A 22,298-nucleotide genomic window follows, 5' to 3' on the forward strand; every position below is an offset into this window, starting at 1 on the left:
CTGTGTCTAACAATTGGGGTGCAGTTCAATTGCTTTAGGCAACTTGCTCGTTTTTATCTTGTTTTGTATCGCGATTCATTAATGGATAGAAGGCAAAGCCGACTACGAATAAACCAATTCCGAGAAGGAATGTTTTTAAATCAGAAGAGCCTGTTTTAATCACCCATAGTGCATAGCAAAGTGCGATAACTGCGACTATGCCATCTGTAATTCTTGCCCGCATTTCATTTTTATATGTTTCACCAGTTGCGACTAGTTTTAACTGGAAGATTGGTGAAACGAGATAGGGAATGAGGTAAGCTAGTGTTGATACAGTAATAACGAATGTATAAGCTTCAGCGATTGTGCCTGATAATGTTGAGAATAAGAAAACTTGTGACATAACATTTGTCAGTCTTAGTGAATAAATTGGACTTCCTTTTTTATTTGTTTTTGCAAAGAAGGAAGGAAAGAAACCTTCTTTTGCTGCTTGATACGGTACTTCTGAGCTTAATAAAATCCAGCCTAAAATGGAACCGAAGAGAGAAGTAAGGGCAAGAAGCGCCATTAATTTTCCTCCGCCGTGACCCATAGCGGCATTTAATGCATCAGCTAACGGACGTTCTGAAACTTGCAATTGATCCATGTGAAGAACACCCATTGTTAAAATGGTAATTCCTAAATAAATTGCAACTGTGATTAATAATCCAGCTACGGTTGCATGTTTCACCGTTCTTGGGGATTTCGCTCGGTTTGATAAAAGAACAGCAGACTCAATGCCGATAAATGCCCAAAGCGTTGTTAGAGCTGCCAAGTTTACTTGTGAAAGTAGCTCATGCGAGACACCTTCTTTATCAACAATGGGGGTGTACCATTGTCCAAACTTTGAAGCTTGGAATGCAAATAAAGTCACTATGATGAATAGAAGGAATCCTGTTACTTTTGTTGTTGTTGCTAAGAAGTTTAATTTTCCAGCGCCACTTACACCGTTTGTTAAAATGATATGTGTTCCCCATAATAAGAAAGAACAAATGGAAAATGTAATGAGCTTTCCAACTTCCACATCGAAAGTACCGATTGTAAATAATAGTCGTGTATCTTTCATAATTGGGAAGAAAAGCGATAAATAACCTGCAAAAGATGTAATAATAGCAACATTACTCGCCCAGTTTGCGACCCAGTAGCCCCAAACCATGCTGAATCCAGCCATTTTTTTCTTCTTAGGTGATGAGAAGAAAGCGTATGCGTGACTTTGTGGTCCTGTCGTTAAATCAGGACGACGAATTGCTAAATTGCCAAAAACAAGAGCTAACATTAAAACACCGAATCCGGTTGTTAACCAAGCTAACGTAACACCAAGAGGGCTTGCTGTTTGTGCTAATGTACTTGGCACCATGAAAATACCAGCGCCAACCATATTGCCGACAACAAATGCTGTTAGTACCCAAAAGCCCCATTTTTTCTGTTGCATAAAAAATACCTCCAAAGTTAGTATAACCATGTCAAGCAAGGAGATATGTATGTCTTCCAAAAAGGAAGTAAGGTAAGCTTCGTACAAAACAAAAAAAGCACGGACAATCGTCGCACGTGCTTTCTATCTTATAGGAAACCCACGACATACCTCTCGATAGCTCTCCACAAACAATTGTTTGTGACAGTTCTGCATTTATTAAATAGCAGACCCAGCAAGTGTGCATAGTGGACACATCTTACTTCGGCAATCATTCCTTTCTCATTTATTCATCGATGCCACTTCATCTCCTGAAATGATACTCTTAATGATTGCAACCTCTACCTCACCGAGATACGAATGAGGATTTATGTATTTAATTAACATAAACAAGGGTAACAAATGAATTTTTATACGTCAATGGATATAGTAATAATCAGATTATAGAGAAGAGTTTGTGATTAGAGTGGCTAGTGCGTATTCAGCGGTTTGCTGTGAAATATTTGGAGAGCGATCTTTATTAATTCCGTTAGCTCGAAATAGGTAAATGCTTATTTCAGCGTAATTATAAAACAGTTGAAATGGTAAAGTGTGCATAAAAAATAGACCCTTTAAAGAGTCTGGTTAAGCGGCTTTACCTTTTTTCTTCCCAAGAAATGAAATTACCAATGCAATCGGAGCAACAAAAGGTAAAGCGGGAGTCCAACTAATGAAATAAAATATTGGTGCTAAGAAAGCTATCCCACCAAAGAACATTGATAATTGGGATTTTTTCTGTAATCCATAAACAACCAATAATAATCCTGCCATTATCAATATGACAAAAGAGATATGAAGCAAATTCATAAAATGACCTCCGACCAATCTGTAAAATGATTCCATATGTATTATACAATAAATCACATAAAAATTTCATTTTATAAAAAACAACGATGTTTACGAAAATAGCTTTGAATAAAAAAAGAAGCCGATCTAAAACTAGATCGGCTTCTACATATAAGATCAAACTAAGTTTAAGACAGTTACTTTTTCACGCGTCATAGACTCAAGGCTCTTGCGAATACCTTGTGCGCCCATACCAGAGCCTTTCACACCGATGAATGGGAAGTGGTCAGGACCGCGTTCTGTACGTCCGTTAATTTGAACAGAACCAGTATCGATTTTGTTTGCAATTGCAAATGCTTTATTAATGTCTTTTGTGAAGACACTTGCTTGTAAGCCAAACTCAGATTTGTTTGCAATTTCAATTGCTTCTTCATCAGAAGAAACGCGGATGATTGGAAGGATTGGACCAAATGGTTCTTCCCAAGCCACTTTCATTTCTTCTGTTACGTTATCGATAATTGTTGGATAGATTAAGTTGCGCTCACGTTTGTTACCAATGATAATTGTTGCGCCTTTTTCTACTGCATCGTCAACTAAACCTTGAACGAAATCAGCTGATTTATCGTCAATTAATGGAACGATTGTGCTATCTTGTTCTGGAGAACCAACAGATAATGCAGCAACTTTCTCTTTTAGTAAGCTTACAAGCTCGTCCGCTACGTTTTCATGTACAAGTACACGTTTAATAGCTGTACAACGTTGACCAGAGTAAGAGAATGCACCGCTTACGATATGGTTTGCAGCATCTTGTAAGTCAGCATCTTCACGAACGATACCAGGGTCTTTACCACCAAGTTCTAATACAAGTGGAATCATTGCAGCTTTTTTCGCTAAATGTTTACCTGTGTTCGTACCACCTGTGAACGATACCATATTGATGCCTTCGTGTTCTACTAAGTAGTCACCAATTACAGAACCGCGTCCTGTTACAACGTTTACAAGACCTTTTGGAAGGCCAGCTTTATGAAGTGCTTCAACCATTTTAATACCGCTAATTGCACCTTGAGTTGCTGGTTTGAAAATAACAGCGTTACCCATCATTAATGCTGGTGCAAGTTTTGCAGCAGATAAGTTTACTGGGTAGTTAAATGGTGCGATTGCTAATACAACGCCAAGTGGTGCGCGCTGGATAATCGCAAGTTTCGATTTTGTTCCGCCAGGGAAGCTATCGCCCATCATACTTTCTCCGTGCATATGTAGAGCTTCTTCAATAGTGTAACGAATGAAGTCAGCTGTACGAACAACTTCTTTCTTTGCATCTTTATATCCTTTACCGACTTCTTTCATAATGATGTCAGCAATTTCATCTTGCATATTTACAAGCTCATCAGCCCATTTATATAAAAACTTTGCACGATCTTGCAGAGATGCTTCTGCCCAATCTTTTTGGGCTTCTTTTGCAGATGCAATCGCTTCATCTACTTCATCGCGAGTAATTGCTTGTACTTTACCGATTACTTCGTGTAAGTACGGAGATAGAATGTCAATTGTTTGACCAGAAGAGCTTTCTCTCCATTCTCCGTTTAAATAAAATTTGTACGTATTGCTAGTTGTCATGATTAGTCCTCCTAAAATAGCAACTTGTAAGAGTGAGTATATGGTGATTGTAGGTGGTTTCAGAATATATTTCAAATAAAATGTTTGTGAAAACGATTTCTTATTGGAAATATATTTTATAACCCTTTTTTATAAACATTTCTTTCTTTATTTAAGTCGCATATAGAACATGTCATTGTTATATCAATACAGTATTCTTTCAAGTGTATTAGGATTACATCTTTTTTGATGAAAGATTATTTTATGATTAAGTGAAAAAATAATTGACAGAAAAGTCAGTTAAGTTATAAAATTAAAAATGGAAAATAAAAGAAGGAGGTGTGCGTGATGATTGTAATGGTAAATATGATGAAGTTAACTGTAGGAAAAGGTGAAACAAAACATTCATATCATTGCGCAACCTGTACGGAAAGATAAGGCTTTTTTATTTTTTGAAAGCGTACGTTGCGTAATATCGTAACGTACGCTTTTATGCATTTTCGCATATCGTCAAGCGGCGGTATGCGTTTTTTTTGTCTTTATAATGAGGGATTATTATATTTTTTATGGTTTTTATTCGCTATTTTTGGACAGTAGGACTTCTGTTTCAAGAGTCAAGGAGGAGCAAAGAAGATGGGAAGGAGCTTTATCCCGCATTAACGGGCAGTAAGACTCCCACCTCAAGATTCAGAGAGAAGCAAGGAAGATAGGTGGGAGATTAACTGCCCGTAACAGCCCGATTGGTGAGGGCTCATAATCAGTGGGGGATGAAAAAAGCCCCCACTGATTAAAGTTTTACTTTATTGTCCGTAACAACCCGATTGGTGAAGACTCATAATCAGTAGGTGATGGAGAAAAACTCGTTAATTCAAGTTTCACTTTACAAAAAAGAGAAGGTGAAAATATGTGATGTATAGTTTTTTACATGTAAAAGTGATGGCAGTCAATCGGGAACGAGAGGGGAGAGATTACATTGTTTTCAGTATTACAAAAGTTAAGATGGTTTTTTAAAGAACATTGGAAGAGGTATAGCATTGCAATTGGAGCACTTTTAATTGTCAATATCGTTGAGATTATTCCTCCGAAAGTGCTTGGTTTAACGATAGATCAAATAAAAACAGGATCTTTAACAAATGGAACAATTATTACGTATATTTGGGTTTTATTTGGAGTTACAATCGGTGGATATGTTTTGACCTTTATTTGGCAACATCAATTATTTGGAGGGGCTTTTGTACTCGAGAAAACGATGCGTTCAAAATTTATGGGGCATTTGCTGAAAATGACGCCAACCTTTTATCAAAAAAATCGCACAGGCGATTTAATGGCGCGAGCGACGAATGATTTAAAAGCAATCTCCATCACAGCTGGCTTCGGGATTTTAACGCTCGTTGATTCTAGTTTATATATGCTCACTATTGTATTTATGATGGGGTTTTCCATTAGTTGGCAGCTTACATTTGCGGCGCTTATCCCGCTTCCGATTATGGCATATGCGATGAATGTATATGGAAAGAAACTTCATGAGAGATTTACAATTGCTCAAGATGCTTTCGGAGATATGAACGATAAAGTACTCGAATCGATTGCTGGTGTGCGTGTGATTCGCGCGTATGTTCAAGAAAGGGCAGATCAAGAACGGTTTCAACATTTAGGAGATGATGTGTACGAAAAAAATATGAACGTAGCTCGAATTGATGCGTTATTCCAGCCAACTGTGAAAATGCTTGTTGGTCTTAGTTACTTAATTGGTTTAGTGTACGGGGCATATCTTGTGTTTCAATCAACAATCACACTAGGTGAACTCGTTTCGTTTAACGTCTATTTAGGAATGATGATTTGGCCGATGTTTGCAATCGGTGAATTAATTAATGTGATGCAGCGCGGGAATGCTTCATTAGATCGCGTGAATGAGACGTTAGCGTATGAGCCTGATGTGAAAAATCCACAGAATCCACAGATGATTCAGCAACCGAAACAGATTCAATTTGATCATGTATCTTTTTCCTACCCTTCATCGGCAAAAGTAAATTTAAAGCAAGTATCGTTTTCGTTAAAACAAGGAGAGACGCTTGGAATTGTTGGGAAAACAGGAAGCGGGAAAACGACGATTGTACGACAGCTTCTTCGTGAATATCCACTTGGAGAAGGAAACATTACTATTTCCAATGTGCCGCTTGATCAAATTTCAACTGAAAAAGTACGAAGTTGGATTGGGTATGTACCACAAGAGCATATTTTATTTTCAAAAACAGCAAGGGAGAATATTTTATTTGGAAATAGAGAAGCGAGCGAAGAGGAGCTTTGGAAGGCGATTGAAATTGCTGCGTTTAAAAAGGATTTAGAATTTTTGCCTGAAGGTTTAGAAACGCTCGTTGGAGAAAAGGGAGTTTCTTTATCCGGTGGACAAAAACAACGAATTTCGATTGCAAGAGCTGTGATTCAAAATCCGGAAATTTTAATTTTAGATGATTCATTATCGGCTGTTGATGCACGAACAGAAGCGGCGATTATTGAAAGTATTCGAACGGAGAGAAGCGGAAAAACGACTATTATAACGACGCACCGTTTATCGGCTGTGCAACATGCGGATTGGATTCTTGTTATGGATAACGGTGAGGTCATTGAAGAAGGAACGCATGAACAACTTGTCAAAAATGGAGGATGGTATCGAAAGCAGTTTGAAAGACAGCAAGGTGAAACGGTAGAAGGTGGGGTGAAAATATGAGTATTTCCAAGCGATTATTTCAATATGCAATGAAGGTGAAAGGTACGATTTTTGCAGCGCTAGCGATGTTATTTATTTTTGTTATTGCTGAGCTCGCCGGTCCTTTCGTTGCCAAGACGATGATTGATGATCATATTGTTGGAATAGAGAAGCCGTGGTATGAAACAGGAAAGGGCGATGATACCGTTTTCTATAACGGTGCTTATTATAAGCGGAGCGACCGCTTTCAACAAGGTGAGAAAAAAGGAAAAGAAGTTCACGTTATTCAAGTTGGGTCTCAGTACTATTTTGTACCGAGTAAAATGAACCTCGAAGGGTCACGCGTTGTAAAAAATAATATGATTACCATTCAAAATGGGAAAGCGGTGCAAGTATATAAAGCGAAGCCATTAACAAAAGAGGAAATATACGCGTTTTATAAGCCAGAAATAAAAAGGCTCCTACTGCTTGGCGGTGGATACTTTGCTTTATTAGTTGTTGTATCCTTATTTTCATATGGAAAGCAGTTTTTCTTACAGAAAGCAGCGAATAAAATTATTCAAATGATGAGAGAAGATGTCTTTTCTCATATTCAAACATTGCCGATTCGCTATTTTGATCATTTGCCAGCTGGAAAAATCGTTTCTCGCGTTACGAATGATACAGAGGCGATTCGGGATTTATATGTAACGGTGCTTGCCACATTTGCTTCGAGCATCATTTATATTATTGGGATTTTCGTAGCGTTATTTTTACTCGATATAAAATTAGCGTTGTTATGTTTACTTATTGTCCCTATTTTAATCATTTGGGCGGTTCTTTATCGAAAGTATGCTTCTGTATACAATCATAAAATGCGCTCTCGTTTATCTGATATTAACGGAATGGTCAATGAATCGATTCAAGGGATGACGATGATTCAAGCATGCCGCCAAGAGCGTGGAACACAACAAGAGTTTGAACAATTAAACGGGGATTATTTTAAATATCAAAATAAAATTTTAAACTTAAATGCAGCAACGTCACATAATTTAGTCGGTGTATTAAGAAATATCGCCTTTACAGGGGTGATTTGGTATTTTGGAGGTGCTTCTTTAAGCGCTGCCGGGTTGATTTCTTTAGGAGTTTTATATGCATTTGTCGATTATTTAACAAGACTTTTTTCACCGATTACGAACATGGTGAACCAGCTTGCTAACTTAGAGCAAGCGCGCGTTGCTTCAGAGCGAGTCTTTGAATTATTGGAGGAAAAAGGAGAAGCGCTCAAGGAAGAGCGTATCCCGCGCTTATGTGGACATGTGAAATTTGATCATGTGTCATTTTCTTATAATGGAAAAGACGAAGTGTTACAAAACATTTCCTTTGAAGCAAGGCAAGGCGAGACGGTAGCGCTTGTCGGTCATACTGGATCTGGAAAGAGTTCGATTATGAACGTACTGTTTCAATTTTATGAGTTTCAAAAAGGGAAGCTTATGATTGATGGTCACGATGTGAAACAGATGCCAAAACAGGCGCTTCGTGAACATATGGGAATTGTCTTGCAAGATCCGTTTTTATTTAGCGGAACCATCGCTTCCAATGTAAGTTTAGAAAATCCAAACATTTCAAAGGAGCGGATTATAAAAGCATTGCGAGACGTTGGTGCTGAGCGATTTGCGAATCATATAGATGAAGAAATTACGGAAAAAGGGAGTACGCTTTCGGCTGGGGAACGTCAATTAATATCATTTGCACGTGCATTAGCTTTTGATCCAGCTATTTTAATTTTAGATGAAGCAACTTCTAGTATTGATACGGAGACAGAAGCGATGATTCAAAGAGCATTAGAAGTCGTGAAACAAGGAAGAACGACTTTCATTATTGCTCATCGGCTGTCGACGATTAAAAGCGCAGATCAAATTATTGTACTAGATCGCGGGCGAATTCTTGAAAAAGGTTCGCACGATGAACTAATGAAAAAACGAGGGCGCTATTATGAAATGTACAAAACACAATTAGAAGGAAGTCAAAGTGCTTAAATTTCAAAGAATGTGTATAACGATTTCTATTCCTTATGATATGTTGGAGGAGCTTGCTTCTGTAGTAAGCTCTTTTTTTAGTAGAGAAAAAGGGGCGGATTTTGTCGACTGGTCGGTATGAGGTGAAGAAATCTTATATCTTATTTGTATTGCCTTTTCTTTTTTAGATGAAAAAGAAAATTTATTTGTATAGAGAGAAGAGGTATTGTTTTACCTTCGTTATAATTAATGCTATATTAAAAAATGTTACTTATTTTTTGTGTGTAATATGTGTTTTTTGTTTGATTATGAAGAAAAAGGATACACTAATGACGAACATTTTCATTGAAAAATTGTTCAAGATTGCATACAATCAATATAGTTTTTTAAAATTCCTATCAGAATACTTGGAGGATTAGATCATGAAGAAATTATTTTCAGTGCTTGCGGTAGCTACTTTAGCAGTTGGGATTGTGGCAGGCTGTGGCAAAGAAGAGAAAAAAGATACAGCTAGTCAAGATGCATTACAAAAAATGAAACAAAGCGGTGAACTTGTAATTGGTACAGAAGGTACATACCCACCATTTACATTCCATGATACGAGCAATAAATTAACTGGATTTGACGTTGAATTATCAGAAGAAGTTGCAAAGCGTTTAGGTGTAAAACCTGTATTTAAAGAAACACAATGGGATAGCTTGCTTGCAGGTTTAGATGCAAAACGTTTCGATATGGTAGCGAATGAAGTAGGAATTCGCGAGGACCGCCAAAAGAAATACGATTTCTCTAACCCATATGTTTCTTCTTCAGCGGCGTTAGTTATTGCGAAAGATAAAGATAAGCCAGCTACATTCACTGATGTGAAAGGATTAAAAGCGGCGCAATCTTTAACGAGTAACTACGCGGACATCGCTAAGAAAAATGGCGCAGAAATCGTCGGTGTAGAAGGATTTAGCCAAGCTGCTGAATTATTAAACTCTGGGCGCGTTGATTTCACAATTAATGATAAGTTATCAGTACTTAATTATTTAGAAACGAAAAAAGATGCAAATATTAAAATTGTAGATACAGAAAAAGAAGCATCACAAAGTGGATTTTTATTCCGCAAAGGCAGCGATAAATTAGTACAAGAAGTAAATAAAGCGTTAGAAGATATGAAAAAAGATGGTACGTATGACAAAATAGCGAAAAAATGGTTCGGTGAAAATGTATCTAAGTAGTATATTCACCCTAGATCGTTTCTCTACGTGGATGGATATTATGCAAGCTTCCTTCATGCCTATGCTGAAGGAAGCCATTTTTACGACAATTCCATTGACGATTATAACATTTATTATCGGTCTTATTTTGGCGACTTTGACGGCACTTGCACGTATTTCAACTAGTCGTATATTACAATGGATTGCTCGCATCTATGTATCTATTATTCGCGGAACACCACTTCTTGTACAATTGTTTCTTATTTTCTATGGTCTTCCAACTTTACAAATCGAAATTGATCCATATACAGCAGCAGTAATTGGATTTTCATTAAACGTTGGTGCATATGCATCTGAAATTATTCGCGCTTCTATTTTGTCTATTCCGAAAGGACAATGGGAAGCAGCTTACACAGTGGGTATGACATACACGCAAGCATTAAAACGTATTATTTTACCGCAAGCGACACGCGTATCTATTCCGCCGCTTTCAAATACTTTTATTAGTTTAGTGAAGGATACATCACTTGCTTCCTTAATCTTAGTTACAGAAATGTTTCGAAAAGCACAGGAAATTGCAGCGATGAACTATGAGTTTTTAATTGTATATTTCGAAGCTGCACTGATGTATTGGGTGATTTGTTTCTTATTATCCATTGTGCAACAAATATTAGAAAAACGTACGGAACGCTATATACTAAAATAATCCTTTCATAAAAGGAGTTTTTATTTTTATGATTTCAATTCAACATTTACAAAAAAGTTTCGGTGAAAATACCGTACTGAAGCATATAGATTTATCCGTTGAAAAAGGTGAAGTTGTTGTCATTATTGGGCCGTCTGGTTCTGGTAAAACAACATTTTTACGTTGTTTGAACGTGTTAGAAACACCGAGTGCAGGTAGTATTCGCATTGGTGAAAAAAAGTTAGATTTCTCAAAAAAGGTTACAAAGACGGATATCGTCAATCTTCGTATCCAAACTGGTATGGTGTTTCAACATCATAACTTATTTCCTCATTTCACAGCGCTTCAAAATGTAATGGAAGGGCTTGTTACAGTAAAAAAGATGAGGAAAGAAGAAGCGAAGAAAAAAGCAGCATATTTTCTTAAAAAAGTTGGTCTTGGTGACAAGATGGACTTATATCCATTCCAGCTTTCAGGTGGTCAGCAGCAACGTGTAGGGATTGCACGTGCGCTTGCGATGGAGCCGGAGGTGTTACTATTTGATGAACCGACATCAGCATTAGATCCTGAACTTGTGCAAGAGGTTTTAAAAGTAATGAAAGAACTAGCAAAAGAAGGAATGACAATGGTGATTGTCACGCACGAAATGCGCTTTGCTCATCAAATTGCGAACCGAGTGATTTTCATGGACGGCGGTGTAATCGTCGAACAAGGAACTCCAGAAGAAGTATTTACAAATCCGAAAGAAGAACGTACAAAGAAATTTTTACAAATGCTACAATAGTAAGAAAGGTCTCAAGGCGAATGCCTTGAGACCTTTTTTGCCATATATATTTATTTTTGGAATCCGCCAAGGCTTTGCTCAGCCATTGCAACTAAACGTTTTGTGATTTCTCCACCAACAGAACCGTTTGCACGAGCTGTAGTATCTGCTCCTAATTGTACACCAAATTCTTGAGCAATTTCGTATTTCATTTGATCGATTGCAGCTGTTGCTCCTGGTACTACTAGTTGATTTGAAGAATTTTGGTTTGCCATAGGAATATATCCTCCTTAGAGTATAAAAATTTTGGTTGGATTAGCTGGAATTGCACCAGAGAATCGCCTCGTTTGGCGCTAATCCATTGTTTGAAGTGAATGTATTCATAGTATGGATGTTACCTAGAAAGATATGCGAAATAATAATTTGTAAATTTTGTAAAAAAGAACTGAACTGAAAAAAAACGCAAGCGTTGTATTTTTAGAAAAGAAGGTCACACTAATGATAAATAGGCCTTAATTGGCGAATGACACGGAGGAATGATGATGATATGTCCACTTTGTAATGCATTAGATGCGCAAACATATTCTTGTCCAACTTGTCAAAATGTACTCCAAGATTACGGAAAAGTTGTGGATTATATAGATGATTACAGCGCCTATATGGATCAAGAGCTATTAACTGCTGTCGATGGTTTAACAGCACAGAATTCTGAGCATTATTGCACGCATCTGTTTTATTGTGCAACATGTAATACTGATACTGAAATGGTGGTTGAACTTCGCGGGGTGTACTAACTAAGAGGATGCAAATAGGAAATAACATAATAAAACAGGAGCCATCATAAGGCTCCTGTTTCTTACCGTTCTCGGTTTAAAATGAGCGGGGTGGACGGTAAGTTCGTTTTAGGTAACTCCGTTTCATTTTCTTGCGTCTTTGTTTTTGGGAATACAAACGCATGTTCAGTTAAATACAAGGCGTATTCATAAAATAATTGTCTCGTTTGTTCGCTTTGTTCTTTTAACTTCTCCTCTTGAAATATACTTCTACCCGGTTTTGAGTTTGCTTCAAATAACCACGGATTTTCGTCTTTATCTAAACCAATATCAAAGCCAATTTCACCAATATTTCCCGAAATATGTTGATCTAAAACAGAGCTCAGTGTTAAAGCAGCATGAGACAATATATTCGTTATTCGAACTTGTTCTGTTGGGTCTGCGAAAATTTCGTGTAAAAGTTTCACATTTCCACCGCTATTCATATGGGTTGTCATGCTACCTCTGCCGGCCACTTTGGCAACAATTGTACTAACTTGCCAATTTCCAACATGATTTTTATTTGTATGAATGCGAAAATCCATCGGTTGACCATTAAAACGCAATAAAGGGATGCCTTGCTGCACAATAAATTTCTTTAAGTCATGCCCGCTTAAAATATGGTTCATAAGTGTTTCTAAAGAATGGTACTTTCGAAATTTATTTTGTTCGTTTTGACGATAACGACAATAATACTTGTTTTCTGTTTGCGAATAAAAAATTTGATAAATATTTCGCCCAAAGCTGCCATGCATCGGTTTTAAATAGACATACTTATAGGTGGATAACAATCTTTCTACTTGTTCGAAGTGTTGAAATGCTTCTGTTCTAGGTAAGAAAGAAGCAATGTTTTCTTCTTTTATCAGTAGTTTATGAATATCCCATTTGTCAAAAAAACCAGGATTAAACCAGGGGATCGTATATTTAGTTTGCAATCGTTTTTTTGCTCGAGCGATAGGCTTATAAGATTCTGCTTTCCTATTTGGTAAGCGATCGTAAATGACATTTGGGAATGGAATCGTATGTTGCTCCCATTTTCCTTCTAAAAAGAATAATCCATCCATTGTCTCTGCGTCCCAGTTGATATGCTGCGAACCAAATAAAAAGACAAGCGGCTGTAAGGAGCAGGGTGGCGTAAGTAGATCAGTAAAAATAGTGGAACGGCTTCCTAAAGGTGCTGTCTTTGATTCAGTGAACCCAGTCGTGAAAATGCCAAGTAACGGACCAAGGATAATGGTTTCCTCTTGCATAAAGGCATGAATTGTTGACACTGGGGGAAGCAGAAGATTTTGTGAAAGCTGCTTTCCAATTGTAATTTCATTTGCAAGCGTATAGTGCGTCTCAATATTTGTAAATGAAACACTGCGAGTGCCAAAAGATAGGGATGAAAGGGATTGATTGTTAGAGAATATGTAAGGCAATGTGATCGAATTTGGGTGTTTTTCTGAAATGTGTAGTGTATACGTTTGTTCTTTCAATGACATAACCTCCTTTCTTTATTATGGAGTAAAGCGACTAAACCGAAGCGGACTATGAAAGATGTCTTCGGCTAACGCTTGTTTATAAGGGATAAAGTGAAACTTGAATTAGTAGGGGCATCTCTCACTGATTATGAGCTCTCGCCAAGTGGGCTGTTACTATCCTAAAGTTTTTTAGATCTACATGCATAAGCCAAATCGCTCCATTTCTGTCCATTATAATAGAAAGAATCTGTGTCATAGTAATCAGTTCAGTGTTTAAATCGATATCAAATGGAGTAAACTGAGCAACAACATTGTAAGAAAGGTATGCTCTTTTAGCGATTTCGGTGCAGTACGTTCATGCATGATGAAGCGAGAACCAACAAAATCACTCCTTTGTCTATGATGCTACAAATGAGAAAAGGTGTACATAATCAGTAAGTTTTTATATTATTATACTGTTGTCCATATGACGATATGCTACTTTTTCTTAGCTATATATACTTGGAGAAATGGAAGGTAGATTATAATGAATGTTTGGCTAAATATGTTAACTACAACAGGATTAGGTGCGATAATTGGCGGATATACGAACCATCTCGCTATTAAAATGTTATTTCGTCCGCATCGTCCAATCTATATTGGGAAATTTCGCGTGCCATTTACACCAGGTTTAATACCGAAGCGTCGTGACGAACTAGCGGTGCAATTAGGTAAAATGGTTGTCGATCATTTATTAACCGCTGAAGGAATCGGAAAGAAATTAACAGATGAAAACTTTCAAAGAGAAATGATACAGTGGGCACAAATAGAGGTTGATAAACTGCTTATGAATGAGCAGTCGTTACGAGACGTTTTAGAAAAATGGGGACTGGTACATGTCGAAGAGAAGGCTGTTCAAGAAATAGAAGATAGGCTTATGAAAAAAGTAGATACATTTGTATCAAAGTATTATACATATACGTGGGAGCAAGCTTTGCCTCAATCCGTTCATGAGAAAGTGGAAGAAATGATTCCAAAAGCGGCAACGTTTATTTTAACAAGAGGCATTCAATTTTTTGAAAGTGATGAGGGAAAAGCACGACTGTCAAAAATGATTGATGATTTCTTTGCTTCCCGAGGTACATTATTAAATTTAGTCGGGATGTTTTTAGGAAACGTAAGTTTAGTGGACCGTGTGCAGCCGGAAGTGATTAAGTTTTTACAGCAGGAAGGAACGAAGCGGCTGTTAAGTGATGTTTTACAAAAAGAATGGCAGAAATTAAAAGGAAGAGAAGTGAAAGAATTAGCGTCTTTTATTGAGAAAGAAAGGATTGTGAAATACATTGTATCAACAATAAAAACGCGAGATATAGTAAGCGGATTTCTTAATCAATCTGTTCAAAAGATATGTGAACCTGTGCGAACGAGCATTGTTGAAACAATGGTACCGAATATGGTGCAAAAAGGATTAGCTTGGGGAGTAAACAATACAGCGCATATATTGAAAAGATTCCGTCTTGCGGAGGTTGTTCAACAAGAAGTATCTACATTTTCTACAGAAAGATTAGAGGAGCTCGTTTTATCCATTACGAAGAGTGAGTTAAAGATGATTACATATTTAGGTGCTGTACTTGGAGGAACAATTGGACTTATGCAAGGTATATTACTGCTTTTCCTTATGTAAGGATTGTAAATAAAGTGAAATTTCTTCACATCTCTTGCATAGTTTGATATTGTAAGAAGGTGCGTATGGAAAAGGGATAGAGCTAAAATAAAGCGCTAACCTGCTAAAGGAGGAAAATAATAATGTCAAAAAATATTCATGATGTAGCATATGATTTACAAAAAGCAATCGCAGACCATGCAGATTTCAAAACGCTAAAAGAAAGCTATGAAAAAGTGCAAGGAGACGCAAATTCAAAGCAATTATTTGATACATTCCGTAACATGCAATTAGAAATTCAACAAAAAATGATGCAAGGTCAAGAAATTACAGAAGAAGACAACAAAAAAGCACAAGAAGTAATCGACTTAATTCAGCAAAATGAACACATTACGAAATTAATGGAAGCAGAACAACGCTTAAATGTTGTAATTGGCGATATTAACAAAATCATCATGAAGCCGCTTGAAGAATTATATAGTGCATATCAAGCATAATGAAAAAGACGTCTCCTGAATGAAGGAGGCGTCTTTTTGTATATACTGTGGAATGTATATTTAAGCTACACCTTATCTTAAGATTTAACGAAAAAATTAGGAGGGGATAAAAAAACAACTAACGGAAGTTTCTATTCAATTCATAGCATTCTTATTTATTTTATTATAATCAAGGATATGATTTGCAATTATATATTTTACTGGTAAAATTTGAATTTGTATCCTATATAGAAAATGGATATAATAGCTGGGAATATTTTTTAGTATAAATAAGTAGTTTTAAATTGGAAATTTGATGAAACAGGATGAAGAATGATTCTTATCCCGCCCATTTTAGGGCAGCCCGATTGGTGAGGGCTCATAATCAGTGGGGGATGAAGAAACCCCCCACTGATTAAAGTTTCACTTTATCAGATGATATAATATGAACTGTCTCCGAATCGCTAATGGTTAAAAATCCATGATTCGGCTTTTTTATTCTCCTCATACTGTTTTGCTATTCATACGTAGTAAGAAGAGTAAAGCGTCTTTGTATTTGCTTATCACTTATGCCTTCTCATATACCGTATAAAGGTTTTCTTCTTAAATTCTATTCAGAGCGTGATTAAATTATATTCATTCTGAAAAAGTGGACATGTATATATAAAATAAAAAATAATCATTTTTTCCTTTTTAAGAGAGCTGAATTGATACTGTGCCGTGCGAAATGAAAAAAGATAATGAGGAGAAGTGGAGTGAAAAACAGTTCGATTTAAAAATGAATAAGAAAGAGTGTGATAAAATGATAAAAAAAATAGGTGAATACAAATTTCAATATTTCATAATTGTATTTTCTTTCCTTATTAGTGGGTATCTTATACATTTCATTCTTACATATCCTGAGATTGGTATAAAATTAAATTCAAACTATACGATAAGCGAGGTGCATAGATTTACTTGGGCATATCAGCATGGGATCCAAGTAGGAGATAAAATAGAAAAGATAGATGATAAATTGCCGAGTCAGCACTTTACAGTTCCATCCTATCATGCCATTGAACAAGCCAAAAAAATATCTATACAAACAGATGGACAGGTAAAAGAATATAACGTTCAATATGTTGCTTACAGTAAGCAGCTTTTTTACCAGTTATTAATACCAGTTGGCTTTTATATCATATGTATTTTTATGGCTCTCTATCTTTTACTATTTGTTCCAAAAACGAATAAGAGTATAAAAGATTTACTATACTTTTTAATTGCACTTGGAATGAGTTTTATTAGTATTATAGCTGCGCAACGAAAAGATGAAATTGCCTTTATAAACGCTTCTATATCATTAGTTTCTTCTTTTACCTTTTTTATTAGATTTATGAAATTGTATTTTAAACATAATCAAATTAAATTTTTAACGAGAGGACAATTGAAAGTTTTGGATATAATAATGATTTTATTAATTGTAGTAAATATCGTTGTTTATATGAAGTATAATGAAATTTCCGTAATGTTTACAATCGTTTTAAGCATTACTTTATTTCTATTAACGGGATATCTCTTATTAAGGTTTTATTTTAGAAGTAAACATAGTCATCATTTTAAATTTATGAAGATTATCGTAATGAGTTTTTTCGTATGTGCGATTCCGTTTATTTGTTTATTCTTAATTCCTGATATGGTATATGGAAAAGAAATGATCAGCATTGAAACAACTGGGATTTTCTTTTTGTTTATTCCGATATATATGTTTTATGGGGTGGTTTCAGGAGATTTATTTGATGCTAAATTTATGATCCAACGAATTCCATATTATATTATATTGTCGATTTGTTTTACAGGCTTTTTAACCATATTGGGTATTTTCATTTTTAATGATCGTGCAGATCATATATTAGACACAATTCGCTTTAGTTGTATTACTTTTATTGCAACAACTTTGTTTTTATTTATAAAAGATTACTTAGATTTTAAATTAAGAAAAAGTTTATACCATCATCAAAAAAATTATCAGTTTAGTTTGTATCGGTTTTTATATCAAGCAAAACATGAATATAAAGTATCAAATTTGATTTATAGCATACAAAGAGAATTTTCTGATGTATTGAAAATGGAAGAAATTTGTTATGTAGAAGTGGATAAGGAGAATAAATCTATTCATGTTCTTGAGAGTAAATATGTGCCTTCCCAACAAATATTGGACAGTTTATTTGATTTTCAACTGGAAACATACAAAGTTGGTTCTATGATGAAATTAGAAGGACATTTTGGATTTGTTCTTTCTACAACGACAGAAAAAATGATTATCTTATTATGCAAAAATAACAAAAAAGAAACGTTAAATTTTGATGAGACGGTTTGGGTTGAAACCTTATGTAATTATACAGATTTGCTATTAGAATGTTCGAGTCAAATTGAAGACTTATTAAAACAATTACAAGATTTACAGAATATAGAACACCCTCCAATGTGGTTATCAAGACTTTTGTTCAAGTTATCAGAAAAAGAAAGAGCAAATCTTGCAAGCGATATACATGATGGGGTCTTACAAGATCAAATTCGTTTAGTAAGAAAGTTTGAATCTTACAATAAGCATATTAAAGAGGAAGAAATGAAACATATACTTCATGAAATAAAAGAACAATTACTCGATCATATTTATATGACTCGTGAAACATGTAATCACTTAAGACCACCATTTTTATATGAATTAGGAATAAAACAAGCGTTATTAAATTTATTCAAACAAATTAACTTAAAGGCTACTTTCTTTTTTTATTATGATATTCCTGAACATATCGTTGTACCGAGTGTAGAACATGAACAAGCAATTTACCGGGTGATACAGGAACTTTTAAATAATGCTTTGAAACATTCGAAAGCTTCGAATGTAAGTATAAAATTATTTCAAAAGGATCATAATTTATTTTTAACCTATACAGATAATGGAATAGGGATGGATTTAAATCATTTTAACTACTCGTATAATACTTTAGGATTGTCAGGAATTGTAACGAGAATTCGAAGTCTTGGTGGAGAAATAACAATAGATTCAAAGCCTAACGATGGTTTACAGGTATTTGTGAAGTTTTAGAATATGTGGTAATGCTCAAGGATAAGGAAAGGATGAAAGAGATGATTTCTGTACTAGTAGTAGACGATCATGTAGCCGTAGGTTTAGGAACAAAAGCATTAATTGAGCAATATGATGATATAACAGTTGATGTATTACACGAAAGTGATAAAGTGATAGAAAGACTTCAAAGTAAAACGTATGATGTGTATTTAATTGATTTACAAATGCCGAATATAAATGGCTTGGAACTTTCTAAGAAAATATTAACAATTCATCCAGAAGCATCTATTCTTATTTTCACTGGATATGATGTGTTGTCGCATTATAATTTACTGATTGACAATGGAGTTCTTGGTGTATTAAGTAAGACATATTTCGAAGAACAGATTATAGATGCGATTCGGCATGCCGTAAAAAAAGAAGCTGTTTTACCACATCAGCTTATTCAGCAGTTAAGAATTAAAGATAGTGTATCGAATATAACAGAACAAGAGCAAGTAGAAAATGTAGTTTCCTTAACTGAGGAAGAAAAGCAAATTTTAATTGAAGTGAGTAAAGGTAAAACGAATAGAGAACTGGCTGAAATTTTACATTTAAGTCAAAGAGCTGTAGAGTACAAATTAACTGATATATTTCATAAATTAAAAGTGTCTTCTCGAATGACAGCTGTTCAGAAGGCAAAAGAGTTGAAGATCATTGCTTTTCTCGATTTGTAAGAACCGTTTCATAATATGGAGTTGTAAATAGAAAGTAAAAAAGAGATCCTGTTCCAATTTATATGGAGCAAGATCTCTTTTTTGTATTTTGCGTGGGGACGTTTTGCTCTCTATCGCAACAAGTAATTCTTATTTGAATAGTTAATATAATGATAAAATTAAAAATTGCGTATTTTGCGTGGAAACACATAGTTTTTGCGGATATATAATCTCGTTTTTCGTTTTGAAATTTTCAGCCAATTTATATAATAAAGTTAAATCAAAAATTGAAAGGGGGAGATAATATTGAGGGAAGGAATAAGGCAGCTTAGTAAGGTATGTTTAGCCAGTGGGATTATATTAACTCAAGTTAGCACACTAGGTGCTTTTTCAACAACCGCTTATGCGATAACAGAAAATCAAATATCGGATTTTATCATAAAAGCTGATAAAGATCAGGTAAAGATAAATGAGAACGTTGTGCTTACACTAGACGGTATATACAATCAAGACCAAAATCTTGAAGTAGTATTACCTGATGGCATGAAGTTTAATGAACAAGAGACAGCGAAGTTAAATGAAAAAAATCCGGCAATTGGAACCATTCAGATGATAAATCAATCTGTTATACAAATTGAAAGAACATCAGAAGGTGTTGAAGTAGGAAAGGTATTTCTAGTCGTTACAGGAAACGTAGCTGGAGAACATACCATTACAGCAAAAGCACAACGAGAAAACAATGAGATAGAGACAAAGGGAAAGGTAAATGTTTCTGAAAATAAAAAAACAAATCCAAAGAAATTTATTCAGAAACCTGAAGTGAACGATTTAGCAAAAGTGGAAGAAAATCAACAAGTAGAATGGAAAGAGAATCCCCAAAAATCAACTGTACCATCTCAAAATATTCCGGTTCAACAATCAAGTTATTTTAAAGATGCTAAAACAGACGTAGTACCTGGGGATAATGCCTTTGTTGCAAGGTTTACGCCAAAAACAAAAGTTATTGTATCAGAGGGCATTCGGACTAAATGGGAAAATCTAGTTGTTGATCATTCACATAAAACAGCAGTAGTAACGTTTACAAATGTAGGGTATTACAAAGGAAAACCAGTAACATTAAAAGTAACTTTGCGAAATCATAGTTCAGCTGAATCATGGACTAGTACTGAATCTTATAAATTTTTATATTTAATGTTGGGGGAGCAAGTCAATGGTTCTAAATCTTCAGTAGATATGGAGTATGAATTTTTGGATGAAGAAGGTAATCCATTTCCATTAAAAACAACTTTAAATTATCAAGGTGTAAACCGCGCAAAATATATTACTATTCGTAATTTTAACGAAACAATTAGAAATATGTACGCTTCACAAGATTCACCTATTCAGTATGACATGCTAGATGGTGGAGCATATCGATTTCATTCTGATGTAAAACAATGGAATGGTGATCCACAGAAACTGACTTTAACTACAAAGGAAGTTACTCATTTAAAAATGCATATAGAGAATCGAGAGTCTACCGAATCTGAAGTAAGATACTTGACAGATTTTTTTCCAAAAGTTGAAACTCCAAAAGTGGATGCACATAATCAATCGTTTCAAGTCGCAAATGACCCCAATATAAGTGCTGAATTTATTCAAACGGTTCCATACTTAAATAAACAAAGGTACATCAAACAATTATCATATCTCTTCACTTCCAATGAAGGAAATCAATATGCAAAGTCAAAATGGATTGTGGAAAATATTCATGGTAAAGATTGCTCAAATTGGTTTACCTTTGAAGAGAATTCAGACGGTACGACGAAAATTACAGCGAAACCAGAAATATTAAATAATCAAAATTTTTATGATAATGTGTATATTTTTAAACAATTCTATGATTTTGTAGGAAGTGAAACAAATCCAGTTGATAAGTCAAGGTTAAAGCAAAATAATATGTATCCGATTGATTTTACTGTATCTCAAAGTGTTGATGGAAATACAAACTATGCAAAAATAAATGGAACAACGCTGATTAACTATATGGGTCAAGTACAAGTACAACATATTAATCAAGAAACGAATCAGCCCATTCCAAATGTCCAAGATACAATCGTAGAGGGGATTATAACAGATCCATTTCATGTGGATTCGATTGCAATTCCAGGATATCAAGTGATAAAGAATCAGCCGATAACAGGTATCTTTTTACCTGAAAAACAAATGTTGTCACACCTATATACACTAGTGGAAGCGACTTTAGAAGCAAATGACTTTTCAACTGTAGTGGGGAATATCCCAGCGGATACAGAGGAGCTCAAAAAATTTCTCTTACAGGAAGGGAAAGTCAAAGCTACGGAGTTGCCTAGTAATACAGATATCACTAGGCAAGTAGAAGTTGTAGATATAGGTGGGCTGTGCAATCAAATTGGAAGTTATACAGTGACCTTGAAAGTTAAGAATGTGGAGAAAACAATTACGGTAAATGTTATAGAAGGAAACTTAGAATTTATTTCGGTACCAGAAAAAATATCTTTTGAAAACATTCAGATTCCATCTAGAGAAAAAACAGTAAATCGCAGTAGCATGCAAGGCGAGATTGTTGTTTCAGATAAGCGCGAAAATGGAAAAGAGTGGAGCTTATATGTAAAACAAGTGAAACCACTAACTTCGAGCGAAAAGGATCTATTACCAGATGCATTAGTATACACGCAAAATGGTGTGGATACTGTACTGAGTAATCAAAATTACTTAGTGCATAGTCAAAAATCATCAGACTATCAAAATGCTCATATTAACTGGAAAGACTCTGAAGGAATCCGATTAAAAGTTAAGCCGGGCCCGAATGTCAAAGTGAATGAGACATATCAGGGTGAATTAGAGTGGACCTTAACAGATACTCCAATTTAAAATGATATATCTAATAAATATTCATAGATATATATAAATTTAAAAGG

Annotated in this window: 16 protein-coding genes and 1 riboswitch; of the genes, 11 read left to right on the top strand and 5 right to left on the bottom strand. The window is 35.2% G+C overall.

What is annotated here, in order from left to right:
• Positions 1-34: 34 nt before the first annotated feature.
• From MR063_RS16095 to gapN, 3 genes are all read right to left on the bottom strand, one after another.
• A complete protein-coding gene (locus tag MR063_RS16095; RefSeq protein ID WP_242199403.1) occupies positions 35-1,450 on the bottom strand; it encodes an amino acid permease in 1,416 nt (471 codons plus the stop codon).
• Positions 1,451-1,599: 149 nt separating this feature from the next.
• Positions 1,600-1,781, bottom strand: a riboswitch (Lysine riboswitch).
• Positions 1,782-2,053: 272 nt separating this feature from the next.
• Entirely contained in the window at positions 2,054-2,275 is a 222-nt protein-coding gene (locus tag MR063_RS16100; protein ID WP_242199406.1) for a hypothetical protein, read from the bottom strand.
• Between the two features lie 156 nt (positions 2,276-2,431).
• Positions 2,432-3,871, bottom strand: coding sequence for an NADP-dependent glyceraldehyde-3-phosphate dehydrogenase (gapN, locus tag MR063_RS16105; RefSeq protein WP_242199410.1), 1,440 nt, complete (start codon positions 3,869-3,871; stop codon positions 2,432-2,434).
• Positions 3,872-4,823: 952 nt separating this feature from the next.
• On the opposite strand from gapN, the gene MR063_RS16110 reads away from it, so the two are divergent.
• The 5 genes from MR063_RS16110 (at position 4,824) to MR063_RS16130 (ending at position 11,222) form a co-directional block, all read left to right on the top strand.
• Positions 4,824-6,578, top strand: coding sequence for an ABC transporter ATP-binding protein (locus MR063_RS16110; RefSeq protein WP_242199414.1), 1,755 nt, complete (start codon positions 4,824-4,826; stop codon positions 6,576-6,578).
• Positions 6,575-8,575: an ABC transporter ATP-binding protein gene (locus tag MR063_RS16115; protein WP_242199426.1), complete on the top strand. Its 2,001-nt coding sequence runs from the start codon at positions 6,575-6,577 to the stop codon at positions 8,573-8,575. Before MR063_RS16110 ends, MR063_RS16115 begins: the two co-directional genes overlap by 4 nt.
• A gap of 401 nt (positions 8,576-8,976) precedes the next feature.
• Positions 8,977-9,774 carry an amino acid ABC transporter substrate-binding protein gene (locus MR063_RS16120; RefSeq protein ID WP_242141881.1) on the top strand — a complete coding sequence of 266 codons (798 nt, stop codon included), beginning with the start codon at positions 8,977-8,979 and terminating at the stop codon, positions 9,772-9,774.
• The gene (locus tag MR063_RS16125) at positions 9,761-10,459 is read left to right on the top strand and encodes an amino acid ABC transporter permease (protein ID WP_242199526.1); all 699 of its coding nucleotides are present in this window, start codon (positions 9,761-9,763) and stop codon (positions 10,457-10,459) included. Before MR063_RS16120 ends, MR063_RS16125 begins: the two co-directional genes overlap by 14 nt.
• A 28-nt stretch (positions 10,460-10,487) precedes the next feature.
• Positions 10,488-11,222, top strand: coding sequence for an amino acid ABC transporter ATP-binding protein (locus MR063_RS16130; RefSeq protein WP_242141883.1), 735 nt, complete (start codon positions 10,488-10,490; stop codon positions 11,220-11,222).
• 50 nt (positions 11,223-11,272) lie between these two features.
• Here MR063_RS16130 and sasP read toward each other — a convergent pair whose 3' ends face one another.
• A complete protein-coding gene (sasP, locus tag MR063_RS16135; protein ID WP_011983792.1) occupies positions 11,273-11,476 on the bottom strand; it encodes a small acid-soluble spore protein, SasP family in 204 nt (67 codons plus the stop codon).
• Positions 11,477-11,740: 264 nt separating this feature from the next.
• On the opposite strand from sasP, the gene MR063_RS16140 reads away from it, so the two are divergent.
• Positions 11,741-11,995 carry a hypothetical protein gene (locus tag MR063_RS16140; RefSeq protein WP_242199528.1) on the top strand — a complete coding sequence of 85 codons (255 nt, stop codon included), beginning with the start codon at positions 11,741-11,743 and terminating at the stop codon, positions 11,993-11,995.
• A 62-nt stretch (positions 11,996-12,057) separates the two neighbouring features.
• On the opposite strand, the gene MR063_RS16145 is transcribed toward MR063_RS16140, so the two are convergent.
• Complete coding sequence (locus tag MR063_RS16145) at positions 12,058-13,491, bottom strand: YheC/YheD family endospore coat-associated protein (RefSeq protein ID WP_242199428.1); 1,434 nt, start codon at positions 13,489-13,491, stop codon at positions 12,058-12,060.
• Positions 13,492-14,002: 511 nt separating this feature from the next.
• Here MR063_RS16145 and MR063_RS16150 point away from each other — a divergent pair.
• The 5 genes from MR063_RS16150 to MR063_RS16170 all read left to right on the top strand — a co-directional run bounded on the left by MR063_RS16150 (position 14,003) and on the right by MR063_RS16170 (position 22,251).
• On the top strand, positions 14,003-15,139 hold the full coding sequence (locus MR063_RS16150) for a DUF445 domain-containing protein (RefSeq protein ID WP_242199439.1): 1,137 nt from the start codon (positions 14,003-14,005) through the stop codon (positions 15,137-15,139).
• A gap of 122 nt (positions 15,140-15,261) precedes the next feature.
• On the top strand, positions 15,262-15,615 hold the full coding sequence (locus MR063_RS16155; RefSeq protein ID WP_242141890.1) for a YlbF/YmcA family competence regulator: 354 nt from the start codon (positions 15,262-15,264) through the stop codon (positions 15,613-15,615).
• Positions 15,616-16,396: 781 nt separating this feature from the next.
• Positions 16,397-18,682, top strand: coding sequence for a sensor histidine kinase (locus MR063_RS16160; RefSeq protein WP_396021852.1), 2,286 nt, complete (start codon positions 16,397-16,399; stop codon positions 18,680-18,682).
• A gap of 41 nt (positions 18,683-18,723) precedes the next feature.
• Entirely contained in the window at positions 18,724-19,380 is a 657-nt protein-coding gene (locus tag MR063_RS16165; protein ID WP_242199446.1) for a response regulator transcription factor, read from the top strand.
• 285 nt (positions 19,381-19,665) lie between these two features.
• Positions 19,666-22,251, top strand: a complete 2,586-nt coding sequence (locus MR063_RS16170; protein ID WP_242199449.1) for an adhesive domain-containing protein — start codon at positions 19,666-19,668, stop codon at positions 22,249-22,251.
• Positions 22,252-22,298 lie beyond the last annotated feature (47 nt).

This window comes from Bacillus cereus group sp. BfR-BA-01492, assembly GCF_022662815.1.
GTDB lineage: Bacteria > Bacillota > Bacilli > Bacillales > Bacillaceae_G > Bacillus_A > Bacillus_A cereus_BD.